The sequence below is a fragment of the Microbacterium arborescens genome, assembly GCF_030369635.1.
GTDB lineage: Bacteria > Actinomycetota > Actinomycetes > Actinomycetales > Microbacteriaceae > Microbacterium.
Genome location: NZ_CP128474.1, coordinates 357,365 through 374,446, shown reverse-complemented (window position 1 = coordinate 374,446; position 17,082 = coordinate 357,365). Strand labels below are relative to the sequence as shown.

The 17,082-nt window shown below is 71.5% G+C and carries 17 protein-coding genes; 12 read left to right on the top strand and 5 right to left on the bottom strand.

Annotated features, from left to right (window positions below; all coding sequences use genetic code 11):
- Positions 1 to 182: 182 nt before the first annotated feature.
- Positions 183 to 761, bottom strand: coding sequence for an orotate phosphoribosyltransferase (gene pyrE / locus QUC20_RS01785; protein WP_120263634.1), 579 nt, complete (start codon positions 759 to 761; stop codon positions 183 to 185).
- Between the two features lie 40 nt (positions 762 to 801).
- Entirely contained in the window at positions 802 to 1,296 is a 495-nt protein-coding gene (locus QUC20_RS01780; RefSeq protein ID WP_120263635.1) for a metallophosphoesterase family protein, read from the bottom strand.
- A gap of 218 nt (positions 1,297 to 1,514) precedes the next feature.
- On the opposite strand from QUC20_RS01780, the gene QUC20_RS01775 reads away from it, so the two are divergent.
- The 3 genes from QUC20_RS01775 to QUC20_RS01765 are packed head-to-tail and all read left to right on the top strand — an operon-like array spanning position 1,515 to position 4,387.
- A complete protein-coding gene (locus tag QUC20_RS01775; RefSeq protein ID WP_289330753.1) occupies positions 1,515 to 2,354 on the top strand; it encodes an exodeoxyribonuclease III in 840 nt (279 codons plus the stop codon).
- Between the two features lie 57 nt (positions 2,355 to 2,411).
- On the top strand, positions 2,412 to 3,698 hold the full coding sequence (locus QUC20_RS01770; RefSeq protein WP_120263637.1) for a sensor histidine kinase: 1,287 nt from the start codon (positions 2,412 to 2,414) through the stop codon (positions 3,696 to 3,698).
- A 50-nt stretch (positions 3,699 to 3,748) separates the two neighbouring features.
- On the top strand, positions 3,749 to 4,387 hold the full coding sequence (locus tag QUC20_RS01765) for a response regulator (RefSeq protein ID WP_120264432.1): 639 nt from the start codon (positions 3,749 to 3,751) through the stop codon (positions 4,385 to 4,387).
- Positions 4,388 to 4,395: 8 nt separating this feature from the next.
- Here QUC20_RS01765 and QUC20_RS01760 read toward each other — a convergent pair whose 3' ends face one another.
- Both QUC20_RS01760 and QUC20_RS01755 read right to left on the bottom strand, forming a co-directional pair.
- Positions 4,396 to 5,727 (bottom strand): hypothetical protein, encoded by a 1,332-nt coding sequence (locus tag QUC20_RS01760; RefSeq protein WP_289330752.1) that lies wholly within the window; start codon positions 5,725 to 5,727, stop codon positions 4,396 to 4,398.
- Positions 5,728 to 5,800: 73 nt separating this feature from the next.
- A complete protein-coding gene (locus QUC20_RS01755) occupies positions 5,801 to 7,612 on the bottom strand; it encodes a glycoside hydrolase family 15 protein (RefSeq protein WP_289330751.1) in 1,812 nt (603 codons plus the stop codon).
- A 129-nt stretch (positions 7,613 to 7,741) separates the two neighbouring features.
- Between QUC20_RS01755 and QUC20_RS01750 the strand changes: the two genes are divergently transcribed.
- The 5 genes from QUC20_RS01750 to QUC20_RS01730 all read left to right on the top strand — a co-directional run bounded on the left by QUC20_RS01750 (position 7,742) and on the right by QUC20_RS01730 (position 12,700).
- Positions 7,742 to 8,785, top strand: a complete 1,044-nt coding sequence (locus QUC20_RS01750; RefSeq protein WP_220700904.1) for an ABC transporter substrate-binding protein — start codon at positions 7,742 to 7,744, stop codon at positions 8,783 to 8,785.
- Positions 8,755 to 9,813, top strand: coding sequence for a FecCD family ABC transporter permease (locus QUC20_RS01745; protein ID WP_289331548.1), 1,059 nt, complete (start codon positions 8,755 to 8,757; stop codon positions 9,811 to 9,813). The genes QUC20_RS01750 and QUC20_RS01745 overlap by 31 nt, the downstream gene beginning before the upstream one ends.
- On the top strand, positions 9,810 to 10,574 hold the full coding sequence (locus QUC20_RS01740) for an ABC transporter ATP-binding protein (RefSeq protein ID WP_289330750.1): 765 nt from the start codon (positions 9,810 to 9,812) through the stop codon (positions 10,572 to 10,574). Before QUC20_RS01745 ends, QUC20_RS01740 begins: the two co-directional genes overlap by 4 nt.
- A 144-nt stretch (positions 10,575 to 10,718) precedes the next feature.
- Complete coding sequence (locus QUC20_RS01735) at positions 10,719 to 11,615, top strand: ABC transporter ATP-binding protein (protein WP_120263640.1); 897 nt, start codon at positions 10,719 to 10,721, stop codon at positions 11,613 to 11,615.
- Complete coding sequence (locus QUC20_RS01730; protein WP_289330749.1) at positions 11,612 to 12,700, top strand: ABC transporter permease; 1,089 nt, start codon at positions 11,612 to 11,614, stop codon at positions 12,698 to 12,700. The genes QUC20_RS01735 and QUC20_RS01730 overlap by 4 nt, the downstream gene beginning before the upstream one ends.
- A 44-nt stretch (positions 12,701 to 12,744) precedes the next feature.
- On the opposite strand, the gene QUC20_RS01725 is transcribed toward QUC20_RS01730, so the two are convergent.
- Positions 12,745 to 13,134: a VOC family protein gene (locus QUC20_RS01725; protein ID WP_120263642.1), complete on the bottom strand. Its 390-nt coding sequence runs from the start codon at positions 13,132 to 13,134 to the stop codon at positions 12,745 to 12,747.
- A gap of 135 nt (positions 13,135 to 13,269) precedes the next feature.
- Here QUC20_RS01725 and QUC20_RS01720 point away from each other — a divergent pair, with 135 nt between their 5' ends.
- The 4 genes from QUC20_RS01720 (at position 13,270) to QUC20_RS01705 (ending at position 17,082) form a co-directional block, all read left to right on the top strand.
- Positions 13,270 to 13,851 (top strand): nitroreductase family protein, encoded by a 582-nt coding sequence (locus QUC20_RS01720; RefSeq protein ID WP_289330748.1) that lies wholly within the window; start codon positions 13,270 to 13,272, stop codon positions 13,849 to 13,851.
- 159 nt (positions 13,852 to 14,010) lie between these two features.
- The gene (locus QUC20_RS01715; protein ID WP_289330747.1) at positions 14,011 to 15,243 is read left to right on the top strand and encodes a type III polyketide synthase; all 1,233 of its coding nucleotides are present in this window, start codon (positions 14,011 to 14,013) and stop codon (positions 15,241 to 15,243) included.
- Positions 15,234 to 15,932 carry a methyltransferase domain-containing protein gene (locus tag QUC20_RS01710; protein ID WP_289330746.1) on the top strand — a complete coding sequence of 233 codons (699 nt, stop codon included), beginning with the start codon at positions 15,234 to 15,236 and terminating at the stop codon, positions 15,930 to 15,932. Before QUC20_RS01715 ends, QUC20_RS01710 begins: the two co-directional genes overlap by 10 nt.
- Positions 15,925 to 17,082 carry an FAD-dependent oxidoreductase gene (locus tag QUC20_RS01705; protein ID WP_289330745.1) on the top strand — a complete coding sequence of 386 codons (1,158 nt, stop codon included), beginning with the start codon at positions 15,925 to 15,927 and terminating at the stop codon, positions 17,080 to 17,082. Before QUC20_RS01710 ends, QUC20_RS01705 begins: the two co-directional genes overlap by 8 nt.

The window sequence follows — 17,082 nt, the reverse complement described above, 5'->3', positions numbered from 1 at the left end:
CGGTTCGCTTGGCAGCTCCCGCCCCGTCGCCCGGGCGGCACGCTGGTTCGCTTGGCAGCGCACGCCCCATCACCCGGTCGGAAGGGGCGGATGCTGCCAACACGAGCACGCAAAGGGGCGGATGCTGCCAACACGAGCACTGCGGAGCACGCGAAGCGTCGCGCGAAGCGCGGCGGAGCCGGCTACTGCGGCGCGAGACCCAGGTCGTCGAGGTCGATCGCGGCGAGCCACTGCAGGCCTGCTGCCTCGACCGCAGCCTGCGCGCCGGTCTTGCGGTCGACGATGACGGCCACCGCGACGGGCTCGGCGCCCTCGCGCCGCAGGGCCTCGACGGCCTTGAGCGCGGACTGTCCGGTGGTCGAGGTGTCTTCGACGACGACGACGCGCTTGCCCGCGACATCCGCCCCCTCGATCTGGCGGCCGCGACCGTGGTCCTTCGGCTCCTTGCGCACGACGAACGCATCGAGGGGATTCCCCGCGCGAACCGACTCGTGCATCACGGCGTTCGCGATCGGATCAGCGCCGAGCGTGAGCCCGCCGACGGCGACGACGCCGTCGATGTCGGAGATGAGGTCGAGCATGATGCGGCCGATCGCAGGCGCAGCACGGTGGTCGAGCGTCAACCGGCGCATGTCGACGTAGTACGTCGCCTTCTTGCCGCTCGAGAGGGTGAAGTCGCCGTGGAACACCGCCTCGTCCTTGATCAGCCGGATGAGGTCCTGGCGGTCGGCTTCGAGCTCGGGCGTGCCTGCGACGGTCATGCCCCCGATTCTACGAGCGGAGCGGCCTCACCCCCGCAGCTCAGACCACGACGAGGTCGACGTCGCGCAGCTCGCCCGCGTCGACCGTGAGCGTGATCAAGGTCTTGTGCGGCTGGCGGCGCCGGTCGGTCGGTGAGCCCGGGTTGAGCAGCCGGAGTCCGCGCGGGGTCGTCGTGTCCCACGGGATGTGGCTGTGACCGAAGACGAGCACGTCGTCATCGGGGTAGGCGGCATCCATCCGTCGCTCGCGACCCGTGGCGGCGCCGGTCTCGTGCACGACCGCGAACCGCACCCCTTCGATCGTGCGCCGAGCCACCTCGGGCAGCCGGGAACGCAGGTCGGCGCCGTCGTTGTTGCCCCACACGCCGAGCACCTCGCCGTGCCGTTCGAGCTCGTCGAGCACGGATGCCGCGACCCAATCGCCCGCGTGCACGATCAGGTCGGCTGCGTCGGCCGCCGCGAGCACCGCATCCGGCAGCATCCGCGCCCGTCCGGGGACGTGCGTGTCGGCGATGAGCAGCAGTCGTGTAGCCATGCCCCGACGGTATCCCCCGGATGCCGGATGCCGGATGCCGGATGCCGGGATGCCGGGATGCCGGGATGCAAGGGATCGTGCGGGACGCGCCGCGGCGAGAGCCTCCCCGCCGGGGTGTCGGCACGATCCCTTGCATCGCGGCACAGGGCACAGGGCACAGGGGACAGGGCACAGGGCACCGGGCGAGTGAGGTCCGGGGTGCCGAATAGGCTGGAGGCATGCGTCTTGCCACCTGGAACGTGAACTCGATCCGCGCTCGCGTCGACCGCATCGTCGGCTTCGCCGTGAACGAAGACATCGACGTCCTGGCGATGCAGGAGATCAAGTGCAAGCCCGAGCAGTTCCCGATGGAGCAGTTCGAGGCGGCCGGCTATCACGTCGAGCTCCACGGCCTGAACCAGTGGAACGGTGTCGCGATCGCCAGCCGTGAGCCGATGACCGACGTGCAGATCGGGTTCCCCGGCATGCCGGGCTTCCTGAAGGGCCACGAAGGCCCCGACGCGCCGCTGGAGGCGCGGGCCATCGCCGCGACGGTCGGCGGCGTCCGCGTCTGGAGCCTGTACGTCCCGAACGGCCGGTCGCTCGACGACCCGCACTACGTCTACAAGCTCCACTGGCTGCAAGCGCTCGAGCAGTACACCCGCGACACGCTCGCCGCCTCGCCGGGTCTGCCCCTGGCCCTCACCGGCGACTTCAACATCTGCCCGACGCCCGAGGATGTCGGCGACCCGACCCTCGTCGAGGGCGTCACGACCCACGTTTCTCCGGCCGAGCGCGCAGCGTTCCAGGCTCTGCTCGACGCCGGGCTCGCCGACACGGTCCGCCCGCTGGTTCCCACCGGATTCACCTACTGGGACTACAAGCAGCTGCGATTCCCCCGCAACGAGGGGCTGCGCATCGACTTCATCCTCGGCTCGCCGGCTTTCGCCGACGCCGTCACGGGTGCGGCGATCCACCGCGATCAGCGCAAGGGCGAGGCGCCGAGCGATCACGTGCCTGTCGTGGTCGACCTCGACCACGACGGCGACGACGATGACGACCGCCCGATGATCTTCTGACCGGCTCCCCCGCTCGGGGGATGCTACGGATCCCGGGCGGGCCGTAGCGTGGAAGGCATGTCCGTGGCCACCTCCGTTCCCGACGAGCGTCTCGCTCCGACTCCCGAGCAGCTGCGAAACGACCTCTGGCTCGCCGCTGCGCTGCTCGTGAGCGCGATCCTCAGCACCTGGCTCGGCAGTGTCGCGCGGGTATGGGGCGACGATTCGCCGCACCTCGGCTGGGGCCTGGTCTACTGCGCCGCACTCACGGTTCCGCTCGCGCTGCGCCGCCGTCTGCCCGAAGTCGCACTGATCGTGGTCGCGATCGTCTACTTCGTCGGCATGTCGGTGCACATCCCCGAGATGTACGTGGGCAGTATCGCGCTCTTCATCGCGATGTACTCGGTCGGCGCGTGGGTCGTGGACCGCCGGCGAGCCATGATCGTGCGCGTCGTGGTGATCATCGGCATGTTCTTCTGGCTGCTGGCGGCGATGTTCCAGGCGGCGAGCGAGCAGGGCAGCGACAGCGCCGCGGAGTTCTCGCTCTTCTCCCCCGTCGCGGCGATGATGATGCTGCAGTTCCTGTTCAACGTCGTGTTCTTCGCGGGCGCCTTCGCCTTCGGCGAGCGGGCCTACGCCGAGGCGCTCAGCCGCGAGGAGCTCGAACAGCGCACGCGCGAACTCGAGCGGGAGCGTGAGATCACCGCGGCTCAGGCGGTCGCGCTCGACCGCGTCCGCATCGCGCGCGAGCTGCACGATGTCGTCGCGCACCATGTCTCGGCAATGGGGGTCCAGGCCGGGGCCGCCCGCACCGTGCTCGACCGCGACCCCGACGCGGCGCGACGCGCGCTGACCGTCGTCGAGGAGTCGGCCCGGGCGTCATTGACCGAGCTGCGTCAGCTGCTCGAGACGCTGCGGACCCCGGATGCCGTTTCCCCGCACGACTCCACGCTGCGCCTCGATGCGATCGCCGAGCTCGTGCGGTACTCGGAGGAGAACGGGATGCCGACCACGTTCAGCGTCGTGGGAGAGCCCGTCGCGGCATCCGAGGTCGCTCAGGTGAACCTGTACCGCATCGCGCAGGAGGCGCTCACGAACGCCCGCCGCCACGGGGGGCCGGAGGCTCGCGCCGATGTCCGCCTGCGATTCGACGGCGACGAGATCGAGCTCGAGGTCGCCAACGACGGCCGCGTGCGGTTCGGAGCGACTCCGGGGCTCGGACTCGTGGGCATGCGCGAGCGCGCAGCCGCATCCGGCGGCTGGCTCGAGGCGGCGCCGCGGCCGCGCGGCGGGTTCCTCGTCCGAGCGCGGGTTCCCGTCGGTGCACGGTCGCCGGAGCCGAGCGTCGAGGGGGTTCTCGCGTGAACGACAGCGCCAAGTCAACCTCCGTGGTGCTCGTCGACGACCATGCCGTCATGCGGGCCGGCTTCCGCATGATCCTCGAAGCGAGCGGCGACATCGCCGTCGTCGGCGAGGCGGGCGACGGCGCCGAGGCGGTCGAGACGGTCGCCCGCCTGCAGCCCGACGTCGTCTTCATGGACGTCCAGATGCCGATCCTCGACGGGCTCGAGGCGACCCGTCGCATCGTCGCCGACCCTCGCAACTCCAGCGCGGTCGTCGTCGTGACCACCTTCGACCGCGACGACTACCTGTTCCAGGCGCTGCAGGCCGGCGCCAGCGGGTTCCTGCTGAAGAACGCCGGGCCCGAAGAGCTCACCGCAGCCGTGCGGGTGGCCGCCGCCGGCGATGCCCTCCTCGCTCCGGAAGTCACGCGCCGGGTCATCGAGCGCTTCGCAGGCGGCCCGACCGACCCGACGTCCACGGTTCGCGAGGCGCCCGCCGCACCGCCGTCTCCCGCCGACCACGGCCTGACCGAGCGCGAGGCCGAGGTGCTGCGGCTCCTCGCGCGGGCGCTCAGCAACGCCGAGATCGCCCGCGAGCTGTTCATCGGCGACGCGACGGTGAAGACGCACGTGTCGAACATCCTCATCAAGCTCGGCGCACGCGATCGGGTGGCGGCCGTGGTCCTCGCGCACCGCAACGGCTGGGCCTGACCGCCGCGTCAGGCGGGGTCGGACACGGGCGAGAGCGAGGGGCGCGGCAGCGGAACCGAGATGTTCCGCGCGGCGCGTGGCACCGCGACACGCCAGAGCGCCTGGATGCTCCAGACGAACAGGGCGACCAGAAGCACGTTGCGGGCGAGGAGCAGACTCGCCGCGAACGGATCTGCGTGGACGAGCGGCATGTAGAAGATCGGGAAGACGAGGGTCGTCAGGAAGCTCGTCACCGCCATCCACTTCGCCGGCGTCCGCCACCGATCGGGGTCGACGAGCAGGCCGACGACGACGATCGGAGCGAGCCACAGCATGTACTGCGGTGAGCCGACCTTGTTGAAGACGATCAACGCAGCCGTGAGGGCGAAAGCCCCCAGCACCACGAGGCGCCCCTCCGCGAGCTCGGCGCGCTGCGCGCCGGCCACCCACGTCATCCGGGCACGCACCAGCAGCAGGGCGATGGCGGCGAACGCCGCGATCATCAGCCACCCGACGACCTCACCGGCGGCCATCGCCCCGTGTCCGATCACCTCACGGGTCGCGAGCTCGTAGTTCTGCTGGATGCGTGCGCCGGGCATCTCCCAGATCGTCGCCCACACCCAGGGGGTCGCGACGGGCGCTTCGAGCTGCGGCGCGCGGGTTCCCTGGATGGTCAGGAAGCTGAAGAGGTTCGAGGCTCCCCCGGCGAGGACGACAGCGATCATGATGACGGCGCTCGCCGCGATGCCGCCCAGAGCGACCCACCAGCGGCTTCGGCACACCGCGACGACGGCCGCGGCGATGGCGGCGGGCCAGACCTTGATCCAGGTCGCCAACGCGATGAGCGCTCCGGCGACGACGGGACGTCGCGCCACCCAGACCAGACCGGCGATGGCGAGGGGCGCGGCGACCCCCTCCAGGCGCAGCATCGACACGGGCGCCAGGAGCAGGATGCTGAGCAGCCAGTACCACGCAGCCGGGTACGCGGAGCGCCGTTGCAGCCGGCCGCCGGCGATCGCGGCGAGCGCAAGCCAGTTGGCCCCCGCGAGCATGAGCAGCCAAAGGAGCTGATACAGGTAGGGGCCGAGTGCGATGGGGGCGACGATCGGCAGCAGCGCGCCGGCCGGGTACACCCATTCGAAATCGATGATGGGCCACGTGCCCTGCACGGCATCCTGCGCCCACTGCCGATACAGCGGCAGATCGCCTTCGGTGCCGCCGGCGATGATGAGCGGCAGGAGGGCCAGGATGTAAGCCGCGTGGAAGGCCACGAAACCGGTGACGAGACCTCGACGGGTCCGTCCGAAGGCCGCCAGCCGCTGGCGACGGGTCAGGCGGGGGGATGCCGGGAGAGACGTCACCCGGGCATCATAGGCCCCGCGCATATCCGCACGATGAACGATCTCGCGCCGTCCGTCGGCGGCCCGGTTCGGGTCAGCGGCGGTGCGCGGCGCGGCCGCCGTGGCCCGCCAGCGCATCGGCTGCACCGACGAGCGCGAGGTGCGAAAGCGCCTGAGGCGTGTTGCCCGCCTGCCGCCCGACCGTGACGTCGTACTCCTCGGAAAGCAGCCCGACGTCGTTCGCGAGCCCGCACAGCCGGTCCATGAGCCGCGTCGCGTCGTCGGTGCGGCCGGTCGCGGCGTACTGCTCGACGAGCCAGAACGAGCAGGCGAGGAAGGGGTGCTCGGTTCCGGCGAGGCCGTCGACTCCGGCTTCGGTGCGGTAGCGCATCACCAGACCCTCGCGCAGCAGGGTGCTCTCGATGCGTGCGACGGTCGCGAGCATGCGCGGATCGTCGGGAGCGCAGAATCCGACCGCCGGGAGCAGCAGCAGCGAGGCGTCGACCTCGTCGGTGCGGAAGTGCTGCGTGAAGTGACCGCCGGCGGCATCCACGCCCCGCTCGTCGATCTCGGCGCGCACGCGGTCGCGCAGGGTGCGCCACGTGGCGGGGTCGCCGGCGAGCCCGTGCTCCTCCACGGCGCGCACGCCGCGGTCGAGGGCTGCCCAGATCATCGCGCGCGAATGGGTGAACATCTGCGGCTCGCCGCGGATCTCCCAGATGCCGTGGTCGGGGCGATCGAGCCAGGCGACGACCTGATCGAGCAGCGCCCGTTGCAGCGCCCACGAGAACGAGGTCTCGGTGACACCAGCGAGGCGCGCGGCTTCGAGGGCGACCATCACCTCGCCGATGACGTCGGCCTGGTACTGGTCGACCGCACCGTTGCCGACGCGCACCGGCGCGGATCCCGCGTAGCCGGGCAGGCTCTCCAGCTCACGCTCGGGCAGGTCGCGCTCCCCGGCGATGCCGTACATGATCTGCACGTCGGCGGGATCGCCCGCCACCGCCCGCAGCAGCCAGTCGCGCCAGCGCGCGGCTGCCTCGAGGTACCCGTGCGAGATGTAGGCCTCGAGGGTGAGGGCGGCGTCACGCAACCACACGTACCGGTAGTCCCAGTTCCGCGAGCCGCCGAAGTCCTCCGGCAGCGAGGTCGTCGCGGCGGCCACGATGCCGCCCGTCTCGGCGTGGGTGAGGGCCCGCAGCACGAGCATGGAGCGCAGCACGCGGTCGCCCCACCGGCCGCCGTCGCGGATGCGCCGCGCCCAGGTCGTCCACCACGCGTGTGTGCGGTCCCGAGCGTCGTCGACGTCGAACGGCTGGGGGACGTCGCGGTACGACGGCTCCCACCGAAGCACCGAGTCGATCGTCCGCCCGGCTGTGACCCGGAAATCGCCGCGGTGCATGGTGTCGTCGGCGACGAGTCGGGGGCCGCGGAGCGTGACCGCATCGGGGCCGGCCACGGCGAGCAGAACACCCATCGGCAGGGCGTCGGAGGTGTTCGCGGCGCCGATCTGCCGCACCCAGGGCACGGCCCGCGCGTAGTCGAACCGCAACCGCACCTCGCTGACGAAGGCGACCTCTCCGGTGATGCCGACGACGCGGCGGACGACCGCATCGACACCGTCGAGGATCGGCATGAACTCGTGGACCTCTGCGACGCCGTCGGCGCACTCCCACCGGGTCACCAGGACGAACGTGTCGCCGTCGTATCGCCGCGTCGCGGTCGCGCCCGGGTCACGCGGCCGCAGGCTCCAGCATCCGTGCGAATGGTCGCCGAGCAGCGCCCCGAAGATCGAGCCCGAGTCGTAGCGGGGAAGACACAGCCAGTCGAGATCGCCCGTGTCGGAGACGAGGGCGGCGCTGCGGCAGTTGCTGAGGAGGGCGTAGCGCTCGATCGGTGCGGGCATCCTCGCATCTTCGCGCCCGGGCGGCCGATCCGCCAACACGGCGATTGGCGGTCGCTGGTTAGGCGAGGCTATCCTTCTGCCGTCCCCCGTGTCCCGAACCGGCGGATCCCCCGAACGAAAGAGTCACTCGTGCGTCATCGTCTCCTCGCCTGCCTCGCCGCCGTTCCGCTGGCCGCTCTCGTCCTCGCGGGATGCGGCGCGTCGGAGGTCGTCCCGGCCGGCGCGGCCGCCTCGGACGGGAACGGTGAGACGGCCTACCCCCTGACCATCGAGAACTGCGGTCGCACCATCACCGTCGACGCCGCACCTCAGCGCGTCGTCTCTCTGGATCAGAACTCGACCGAGATACTGCTCTCCCTCGGCCTCGAGGACCGGATCGCGGGCACAGCCTCGTGGACCGATCCGATCCTGCCGTCGCTGGCCGAGGCCGATGAGACGGTGCCGCGCCTGGCCGACAACGCTCCGACCTACGAGGTCGTCCTCGGCGCCGACCCCGACTTCGTCACCGCCTCGTTCGGACGCCACTTCAGCCAGGGCGGCGTCGCGACTCGCGACCGGTTCGACGAGACCGGGATCGGCAGCTACCTCTCGCCGACCGATTGCGACAACGGGGTCAGCATCAACGGAGGCGGCACCCGCACGACCGCGCTCACCGTCGACGCGCTCTACCAGGAGATCAGCGAGCTGGGTCGGATCTTCGATGTGTCCGATCGGGCCGAGAAGCTCGTCGACGATCTGCGGTCGCGGGCGGAGGCGGCGACCGCGGGCATCGACGCCTCGGGAGCGAGCGTGGCCTTCTGGTTCGCCGACACGAAGACCCCGTACGTCGCGGGCGGGCTCGGATCGGCGGAGCTGCTCGCCTCGACGACCGGGTTCACCAACGTCTACGACGACCTCGACGACGACTGGCCCGCCACGACGTGGGAGGACCTCGTCGACCGCGATCCGCAGGTGCTCGTCCTCGGCGACCTGCAGCGCGACCGGTTCCCCGGCGACCGGCTCGACGACAAGATCGCGTTCCTCGAATCCGATCCCCTGACCCGGACGATCGACGCGGTGCGCGGTCAGCGCTACATCGCACTTCACGGCGCCGAGCTGAACCCCTCGATCCGCTTCGTCGACGGCCTCGAGAAGATCAGGCGCTGGCTGGACGAGCACCGGGACGAGCTCTGAGCGCGCGCACCCGCGGCCCCCTCGCCACGGCGACGCTTCTCGTCGGCGGCATCCTGCTGCTCGTCGTCTCCGTCGGCGTCGCGATCACCCTCGGCCCGGCCGACATCCTGCTCGTCAACGTCCGCGACATCGTCACCAACCACCTCGGCCTGACCGACATCCCCGTCAAGGCAGCGAAGGACGCGATCGTCTGGGAGGAGCGGCTGCCGCGCGCGCTCGTCGCCGCGACATGCGGCGCGGGTCTCGGGCTCTGCGGCGTCATCATGCAGTCGCTCCTGCGGAACCCTCTCGCCGAGCCGTTCATCCTCGGCATCTCTTCGGGCGCCTCGACCGGCGCCGTCGCGATCGGCGTGCTCGGTCTCGGCGGTGCTGCCCTCGGCCTCTCCGGGGGCGCGTTCATCGGCGCGCTCGTCGCCTTCGCGGTCGTCCTCCTGCTCTCACGCCTCGCCGGGGGCGGCAACGACCGTGTCGTCCTGGCCGGTGTCGCGAGCACGCAGCTGTTCTCCGCGCTCACCTCGCTCGTGATCTTCGCGTTCGCCGACGCCGACGAGACGCGCGGGGTCATGTTCTGGCTGCTCGGATCGCTCGAGGGCATCCGCTGGGACGACGTCGTGCTGTGCGCCGTCGTCGTGGCTCTCGGCTCGGTGCTGTGCCTGCGCTACGCCTCGGCGCTCGACGCCTTCGTCTTCGGCGACGAGGTCGCGGCCTCCCTGGGCATCCACATCGCGCGCACGCGCGGCATCCTCCTCGTCACGACGGCGCTGATCACGGCCACACTGGTGAGCGTCGCCGGAGCGATCGGCTTCGTCGGACTCGTCCTGCCGCACATGGCGCGCCTGCTCGTCGGGTCGCGCCACGGGCGCCTCATCCCCACCACGATCGTCGCGGGTGCGGTCTTCATGGTGTGGGTGGATGCCGGCTCACGGGTCGCCTTCTCGCCGACTCCGCTGCCCGTCGGCGTCGGCACGGCCCTCGTGGGCGTACCCGTCTTCATCGCCCTGCTCGCCCGCCGGAGGAACCGCGCATGACCCTCGCCGCACGCGACCTGTCGTGGACGCGCTCGGGCACCCTCGTCGTCGACGGCGTCAGCGTGCGACCCGAGCCGGGGAAGACCCTCGGACTGCTCGGACCCAACGGCTCGGGCAAGTCTTCGCTCCTGCGGCTGCTGCACGGTCTGGTCCGGCCCGACGCCGGTCTCGTCACCCTCGACGATCAAGACCTCGCCTCGCTCGGCCGGCGTCACGTGGCGCGCGCCGTGGCCGCCGTGACGCAGCACGCCGATACGGAGGTCGACATCACCGTGCGCGAAGTCGTCCGCCTCGGCCGCATCCCCCACCGAACCGCGTTCGGGGGCGACCCTGCGGCCGATGACGCCGCGATCGCCCGCGCCCTCGAGCACGTCGGCCTCGCCGATCGGGCCGACCGACTGTGGCACACCCTCTCGGGCGGTGAGCGCCAGCGTGCGCAGATCGCCCGCGCGCTGGCGCAGGAGCCGCGGGAGCTGTTGCTCGACGAGCCCACCAATCACCTCGACATCCGTCATCAGCTCGAGCTGCTCGAGCTCGTCTGCGACCTGCCGGTGACGTGCATCGTCGCGATCCACGACCTGAATCTCGCCGCGATGTACTGCGACGCCGTCATGGTGCTGCGCTCGGGTCGGGTCGTCGCGGCCGGCTCCCCCGCCGATGTGCTGACCGCCGAGCTCATCGCCGACGTCTACGGCGTAGCGGCCGAGGTGCACCCGGACGCCCGTACGGGGCGTCCGGTCATCACCTTCCTGCGCCGCTGACCGAGCACGCTAGGGTGGCGCCCGCCCCGTCGCCCCGCGCGGCTCCCCCGCCGGGCGGGGCCCGTGCCGCCACGATCCGCCGTACGGGGGATCCGCGCACCCCCGGCCGCTCCCTAGCGTGGAGTCATCGGCTAAGGAGGCGGAATGCTCGAACTGAGCGGCATCACCAAGAACTACGGCACGCACCGCGTGCTCGACGACGTGGGTTTCCGGGTGCCCGACGGGCGCCTGACGGGTTTCGTCGGCGGCAACGGAGCCGGCAAGACCACGACGATGCGCATCATGCTCGGCGTGCTCTCGCGTGATCGCGGCGAGGTGACCCTCGACGGATCACCGGTGACCGCCGCCGACCGCCGCCGCTTCGGGTACATGCCCGAGGAGCGCGGGCTCTACCCCAAGATGAAGGTGCTCGAGCAGATCGTCTACCTGGCACGACTGCACGGTTTCTCGAAGGCGGATGCCACAACGCGCGCTCGCGCCCTTCTCGAGGAGCTCGGACTCGGCGAGCGCCTGAACGACAACATCGAGACGCTGTCGCTCGGCAACCAGCAGCGCGCGCAGATCGCCGCCGCCCTCGTGCACGATCCCGAGGTGCTCATCCTCGACGAGCCGTTCTCGGGCCTCGACCCCCTCGCCGTCGACGTCGTGGCCGATGTCCTGCAGACCCGCGCCGCGCAGGGCGTCGGTGTGCTGTTCTCGTCGCACCAGCTCGACGTGGTCGAACGCCTCTGCGACGACCTCGTCATCATCGCCCGCGGCACCATCCGCGCCGCCGGCACGCGCGACGGGCTGCGCCGCGAGCACCAGGGCCACCGCTACGAGCTCGTCTCGACCGGAGACGCCGGCTGGATCCGCACCGAGCCGGGTGTCGAGGTCGTCGAGTTCGACGGCGGCTACGCCCTGTTCGACGTCGATGCCGACGAGACCGCGCAGCGCGTGCTGCGCCGTGCCGTCGAGCACGGCGACGTCGCGAGCTTCACGCCGCGGCATCCGTCCCTCGCCCAGATCTTCACCGAAGTCATCCAGGAGGTCGCCCCGTGAGCGCCGCATCCCCCTCATTCGCCCAGAGCACCTGGCTGGTCGCCGAGCGCGAGATCAGCTCGAAGCTCCGCAGCAAGTCGTTCGTCATCTCGTTCGCCATCCTCTTCCTCGGAGCGCTCGCTCTCGTGATCTGGGGTGGCTTCTCGGCGGCGAACGACAGCGGCTCCCCTGTCGCCGTGACCCCCGACGCCGCCTCCTACGTCCAGAACGCCCCCGGGCTCGACGTGAAGGATGTCGCCGACCGTGCGGCCGCCGAGAGCGCGGTGCGCGACGGCGACGTCGACGCCGCGATCGTCGCTGACTCGTCGGCCCCCACCGGCTACGTCGTCATCGGCGACACGTCGGTGTCGAACAACATCCTGCTGTCGCTCGCGCAGCTGCCGAAGGTCGAGCTGCTCGACCCGTCCGGCGACGCCGGGTTCCTCGGCTACATCGTCGCGATCGGCTTCGGCGCGATCTTCTTCATCTCGGCGCAGACCTTCGGTGCGACGATCGCCCAGTCGGTCGTCGAGGAGAAGCAGACGCGCGTCGTCGAGCTGCTGATCTCGGCCGTGCCCGTCCGGGCGCTGCTCGCGGGGAAGGTGATCGGCAACACGGTGCTGGCGATGGGGCAGATCCTGATCCTCGCCGCGGTCGCCGTGATCGGTCTCACCGTGACCGATCAGACCGCGTTGCTCACCGGCATCGGGGCGCCCATCGCGTGGTTCGCGGTGTTCTTCCTGTTCGGCTTCGTCCTGCTCGCCGCTCTCTTCGCCGCCGCCGCCGCGATGGTCTCTCGTCAGGAGGACATCGGGGCGACCACGACGCCGCTCATCCTGCTGGTCATGGCGCCGTACTTCCTCGTGATCTTCGCCTGGAACAACCCGCTGATCCTCGGGATCATGTCGTACGTGCCGTTCTCCGCACCCGTCGGCATGCCGATGCGTCTCTTCTTGGGCGACGCGCTGTGGTGGGAGCCCCTGCTGTCACTGGTGATCCTCCTCGTGACCTGCGTCGGCGCGATCCTCGTCGGCGCGAAGATCTACGAGAACTCGCTGCTGCGGATGGGTGCCCGCGTCAAGCTCGGCGAGGCCCTGCGCCGCTGAACCGGCGCGGCGCCGCCGCGCCGTCGCATCGCCGTCCTCCGGTCTCAGGCCTGGAGGACGGCGATGACGTTCCCGGCGGGGTCGCGGAACCAGGCGATGTCGGGACCGCCGCCCCCGCCCCGGACGATACCCCGCTCGTCGGAGGGGAACACCTCGTCGGGATAGATCTTCGTGTCGACGCCGCGCTCACGCAGCTCATCGACGGCGGCGTCGATGTCGTCGACCGGGAAGTTCAGGATCGTGAAGCTCGCGGGCGTGTGTCCGGGCTTGTCGTAGACCAGGATGCCGCCGCCCGAGGCCAGCCGGATCTCGAGAAACCCCATGGGATTGGTCTCGACATCGAGACCGAGAGTGTCGGCGTAGAACGATCGGGCCGCGTCGATGTCGTCGACGCTGAACCCGCTGAAGGCCCCGTCCGGGGTGAATGCGCTCATGCCGACAGGTTCACCCCGCCCGGAGGCTCGCGCAAGAGGTTTCTCGTGACGGGGAATGTCGGCGAGCGCGCCGTGGTTCGCACGTGACGGGACGATGGAGTCCGACGCCAGTCCACTGAATCATCGGGAGAACCCATGTCCCTCATCGAAGAGCGCGTCGCCGAGACCGACGCCCCCGTCCTCGACATCCTCGCCGCGCGCTGGAGCACCCGTCTGTATGACGATGTCTCGCCCGTCGATGAGGACGCCCTCGCCAGCGCCCTCGAAGCGGCGCGCTGGGCACCCTCTGCCTTCAACGCGCAGCCCTGGCGTTTCGTCGTGGCCCGCCGCGGCACCGAGACCCACGAGAAGGTCGTGTCGACCCTCGTCGAGTTCAACCAGGCCTGGGCCGGCCCGGCAGGCGCCCTCATCGTCTTCATCGCGCAGACCGAGAACGACGGCAAGCCCGTACCCACCGCGCTCTACGACCTCGGTCAGGCCGCTGCGCACTTCACCGTCCAGGCCCACGCCGATGGTCTCTACACGCACCAGATGACCGGATTCGATGCCGCGAGTCTCGCCGACAAGCTCGGCATCGAGTCACCTTTCGTTCCCGTCACCGTCATGGCCGTCGGAGACCTCGGAGACGTCGACGCCGCCCCCGCGGCGGTCCGCGAGCGCGAGCTGTCGCCCCGCACGCGCCGTCCGGTGGCCGAGTCCGTCGTCATCGACGACTGAGCCCGCCCCGCCTCAGCGCCCCGCCGTGCCCCGTGCCGGCGGGGCGCGGTCGTTCGGGATGGCGACGACACCCCCTCTCGACGGCCGCGCACCATAGACGAGGCCTGTGAGGTGCGACACCCCCGCGCCTCGGGGCGCGTCCTCCGGTTATCGTCAAGCATGACCGCCCGCATCCTGTCGATCGGCACCGCGGTGCCGCCGGCCGTGATCCACCAGAACTCCGTGCGCGACCTCTTCGCCGCGCAGCCCGGCATCGGGCGGCTGTCGCAGCGCCTGGTCGGCGCAGCGTTCGACGCCTCGGCGATCGAGACGCGGCACACGGTGCTGACCGACCTCGCCGACGCCCTCGCCTCCCGGGCCGCGGGAGGGAATGCTGCGCGAGCGGATGCCGCAGAGGCGGATGCCGCCGACCCGGCATCCCTCCCCGTCATCTCCGGCGACGGCGCCCTGCTGTCACCCTCGACCCGAACGCGCAACGACGCCTACATCGCGCTCGCCCCCGAGCTGTCGGCGCGCGCGGCCCGCGAGGCCCTGTCGGCGGCATCGGTCGACCCGGCCGACGTCACGCATGTGGTGACCGTGTCGTGCACCGGGATGTACGCCCCCGGCCCCGACTACCGACTCGTCCGAGATCTCGGCCTGCCGACATCCGTCGAGCGCTACCACCTGGGGTTCATCGGCTGCGCTGCCGCTGTTCCGGCGCTGCGCGCGGCGGCCCGCATGTGCGCCGCGCAGCCCGACGCGGTCGTGCTCGTCGTGTGCGCCGAGCTGTGCACGCTGCACTTCCGCGTCGCGGACGATCCCGACCAGATCCTCGCCGCGTCGCTGTTCGCCGACGGCGCCGCGGCGGCCGTCATCAGCGCCGACCCCTCGCGACGCGCTGACCGCTGGCTCGATCTCGACCGGTTCGCGACAGCCGTGACCGACGACGGCGAACGCGACATGACCTGGACGATCGGCGACGCCGGTTTCGAGATGGTGCTCACGGCCGAGGTGCCGCGGATCATCGGACGGGAGATCCGCGGCGCGGTGGCCGACGTCGTCGGCGATGCCCACGTCGACGTCTGGGCTGTGCACCCGGGTGGCCGTGCCGTCCTCGACCGCGTCGAGTCGGGGCTCGATCTGGCGCCCGATGCCCTCGCGCAATCGCGCGCGGTGCTGCGGGACTACGGCAACATGTCGAGCGCGACGATCCTCTTCATCCTCCGCTCGCTCCTCGCGGGCGATGCTCTGCGCGATGGTCAGACGATCGCGACGCTCGCCTTCGGGCCGGGCCTCACGATGGAGGCCGCCCTCCTCACCGCGGGAGTCGCCGCCGCGCCCGACGCCGCTGCCGGTGAGACCGTGGCGAGGGATGCCGCACGGCCGGAACCCGTCGCATCGTGGACCTGAGGCACCGCGACGTCGACCTGCGGGAGCTGATGGACGACCCCGGCTGCGACCCGGTCGCCCTCGCGCAGACGCTCCGCCGCTTCGACGTCGTCAATCGCGCCGTGAGCGGTTGGGGAACGGTGTGGCGGCGCCACCTGCGGCCCGCCCTCGCGCGGCTCGATCGTCCCTCGCGGGTCCTCGACATCGGTTCGGGCGGCGGCGACGTCACCGCCCGACTGGCGCGGCTCGCCGAGCGGGACGGCCTCGACGTCAGCTGGGTCGGGATCGATCCCGACCCGCGCGCTCTCGCCGTCGCCCGTGAGCGCGGCCGGCCCGACCTCGAGTTCCGCAGCACCGACTCGACCACCCTGCGCGCGAGCGGCGAACGTTTCGACGCCGTCATCTCGAACCATGTCCTGCATCACCTCGGCGAGAGCGAGCTCGACGCCTTCGTCGGCGACTCGCTCGCCCTGTCGCGCGGCATCGTGCTGCACGCCGACATCGAACGCGGGCGGGCCGCCTACGCGCTCTATGCCGCGGGCATCACGCCACTGCAGCGCGGGACGTTCCTGCGCACAGACGGACTGCGCTCGATCCGCCGCAGCTACCGCGCGCCCGAGCTGCGGATGACGCTCGCCGACCGCGGCGAATGGCACGTCGTGCGGCCGGCACCGTTCCGCGTGCTGGCCGTGGGAGCAGGGCATGCCTGACGTCATCGTCGTCGGCGCCGGCCCGGTGGGGATGCTGCTGGCCGCCGAGCTCACACGGCGGGGCGTCGACGTCACGGTGCTCGAGAGACGTGAGCGCAGCGGCGACGGATCCCGCGCGATCGGGCTCCACGCCCCCGTGCTCGCAGCGCTCGAGGCGGGCGGCGCGACCGACCGCATCCTCGCCGACGCCGTCCGCGTCTCGCAGGGCGAGGCGCGCAGCGACGGCGAGCTGCTCGGCGTCGTGCGCTTCGACCGCCTGCCGGCTCGGCATCCGTATGTCGCGACCCTCCCCCAGGCGCTCACCGAGCGTGCGCTCGCGCACGGCGCACCGCCTCCGCTGCGGGGCACCTCGGTCACCCGCGTGACACCGCGACCCACCGAGGTGCGGCTCGAGACGGCGGGCCCACGGGGGCACGGCGAGCTCTCGGCGCCACTCGTCGTGATCGCGGGAGGCGTCGGCGCGCGTGAGCTGGTGTTCCGGCCGGAGGCCCTGCGCCGCACGAGCTACCCCGACCGATATCTCATGAGCGACGCGGACGTGCCCGGTAGAACCGACGCGGAGGTCGCGGTCGTGCACCTCGCGGCATCCGGCGTGCTCGAGTCGTTCCCCCTGCCCGGAGACCGTCGCCGGTTCGTCGCCTGGGACGCCCCGCCCGCGCGGGAGGACGGCGGTTTCGACGAGCCGGAAGCCCGACTGCACCGGCTGCGCGCGGCGATGCGCGAACGCGGCGAGACGGATGCCGCGGACGCGATCACCGACGCGACGGGCTTCCGCGTGCGGCGCGTGCTCGCGGCGCAGCTCCGTCGCGGCCGGGTCGTGGTCATCGGCGACGCGGCGCACGAGATCAGCCCGATCGGCGGACAGGGGATGAACCTCGGCCTCCTCGACGCGGCGACCCTGGCTCCGCTGCTCGCCGACTGGATCCGCAGCGGGGCCGAGCCCGCCGCCGCCCTCGCCATCTGGGAACGCGACCGCCTGCGCTCGGCCCGCACCGCCGGACGGCTGGCCGCCGTCAACATGCGGCTCGGACGCCCCGTGAGTCCCGTGACGCACGCGATACGCACGCGTGTACTCGGGCGGGTGCTGGCCGCGACCGGGTCACTCGTCCCGAACGCCTACGCGATGGGCCTCGACGCCGCCGCCCGGTGA

Bases quoted from the DNA above. Each gene is read 5' to 3' on its own strand.
- pyrE (WP_120263634.1), bottom strand. From the start codon at position 761: ATGACCGTCGCAGGCACGCCCGAGCTCGAAGCCGACCGCCAGGACCTC.
- QUC20_RS01780 (WP_120263635.1), bottom strand. From the start codon at position 1,296: ATGGCTACACGACTGCTGCTCATCGCCGACACGCACGTCCCCGGACGG.
- QUC20_RS01775 (WP_289330753.1), top strand. From the start codon at position 1,515: ATGCGTCTTGCCACCTGGAACGTGAACTCGATCCGCGCTCGCGTCGAC.
- QUC20_RS01770 (WP_120263637.1), top strand. From the start codon at position 2,412: ATGTCCGTGGCCACCTCCGTTCCCGACGAGCGTCTCGCTCCGACTCCC.
- QUC20_RS01765 (WP_120264432.1), top strand. From the start codon at position 3,749: ATGCGGGCCGGCTTCCGCATGATCCTCGAAGCGAGCGGCGACATCGCC.
- QUC20_RS01755 (WP_289330751.1), bottom strand. From the start codon at position 7,612: ATGCCCGCACCGATCGAGCGCTACGCCCTCCTCAGCAACTGCCGCAGC.
- QUC20_RS01740 (WP_289330750.1), top strand. From the start codon at position 9,810: ATGACCCTCGCCGCACGCGACCTGTCGTGGACGCGCTCGGGCACCCTC.
- QUC20_RS01735 (WP_120263640.1), top strand. From the start codon at position 10,719: ATGCTCGAACTGAGCGGCATCACCAAGAACTACGGCACGCACCGCGTG.
- QUC20_RS01725 (WP_120263642.1), bottom strand. From the start codon at position 13,134: ATGAGCGCATTCACCCCGGACGGGGCCTTCAGCGGGTTCAGCGTCGAC.
- QUC20_RS01720 (WP_289330748.1), top strand. From the start codon at position 13,270: ATGTCCCTCATCGAAGAGCGCGTCGCCGAGACCGACGCCCCCGTCCTC.
- QUC20_RS01715 (WP_289330747.1), top strand. From the start codon at position 14,011: ATGACCGCCCGCATCCTGTCGATCGGCACCGCGGTGCCGCCGGCCGTG.
- QUC20_RS01705 (WP_289330745.1), top strand. From the start codon at position 15,925: ATGCCTGACGTCATCGTCGTCGGCGCCGGCCCGGTGGGGATGCTGCTG.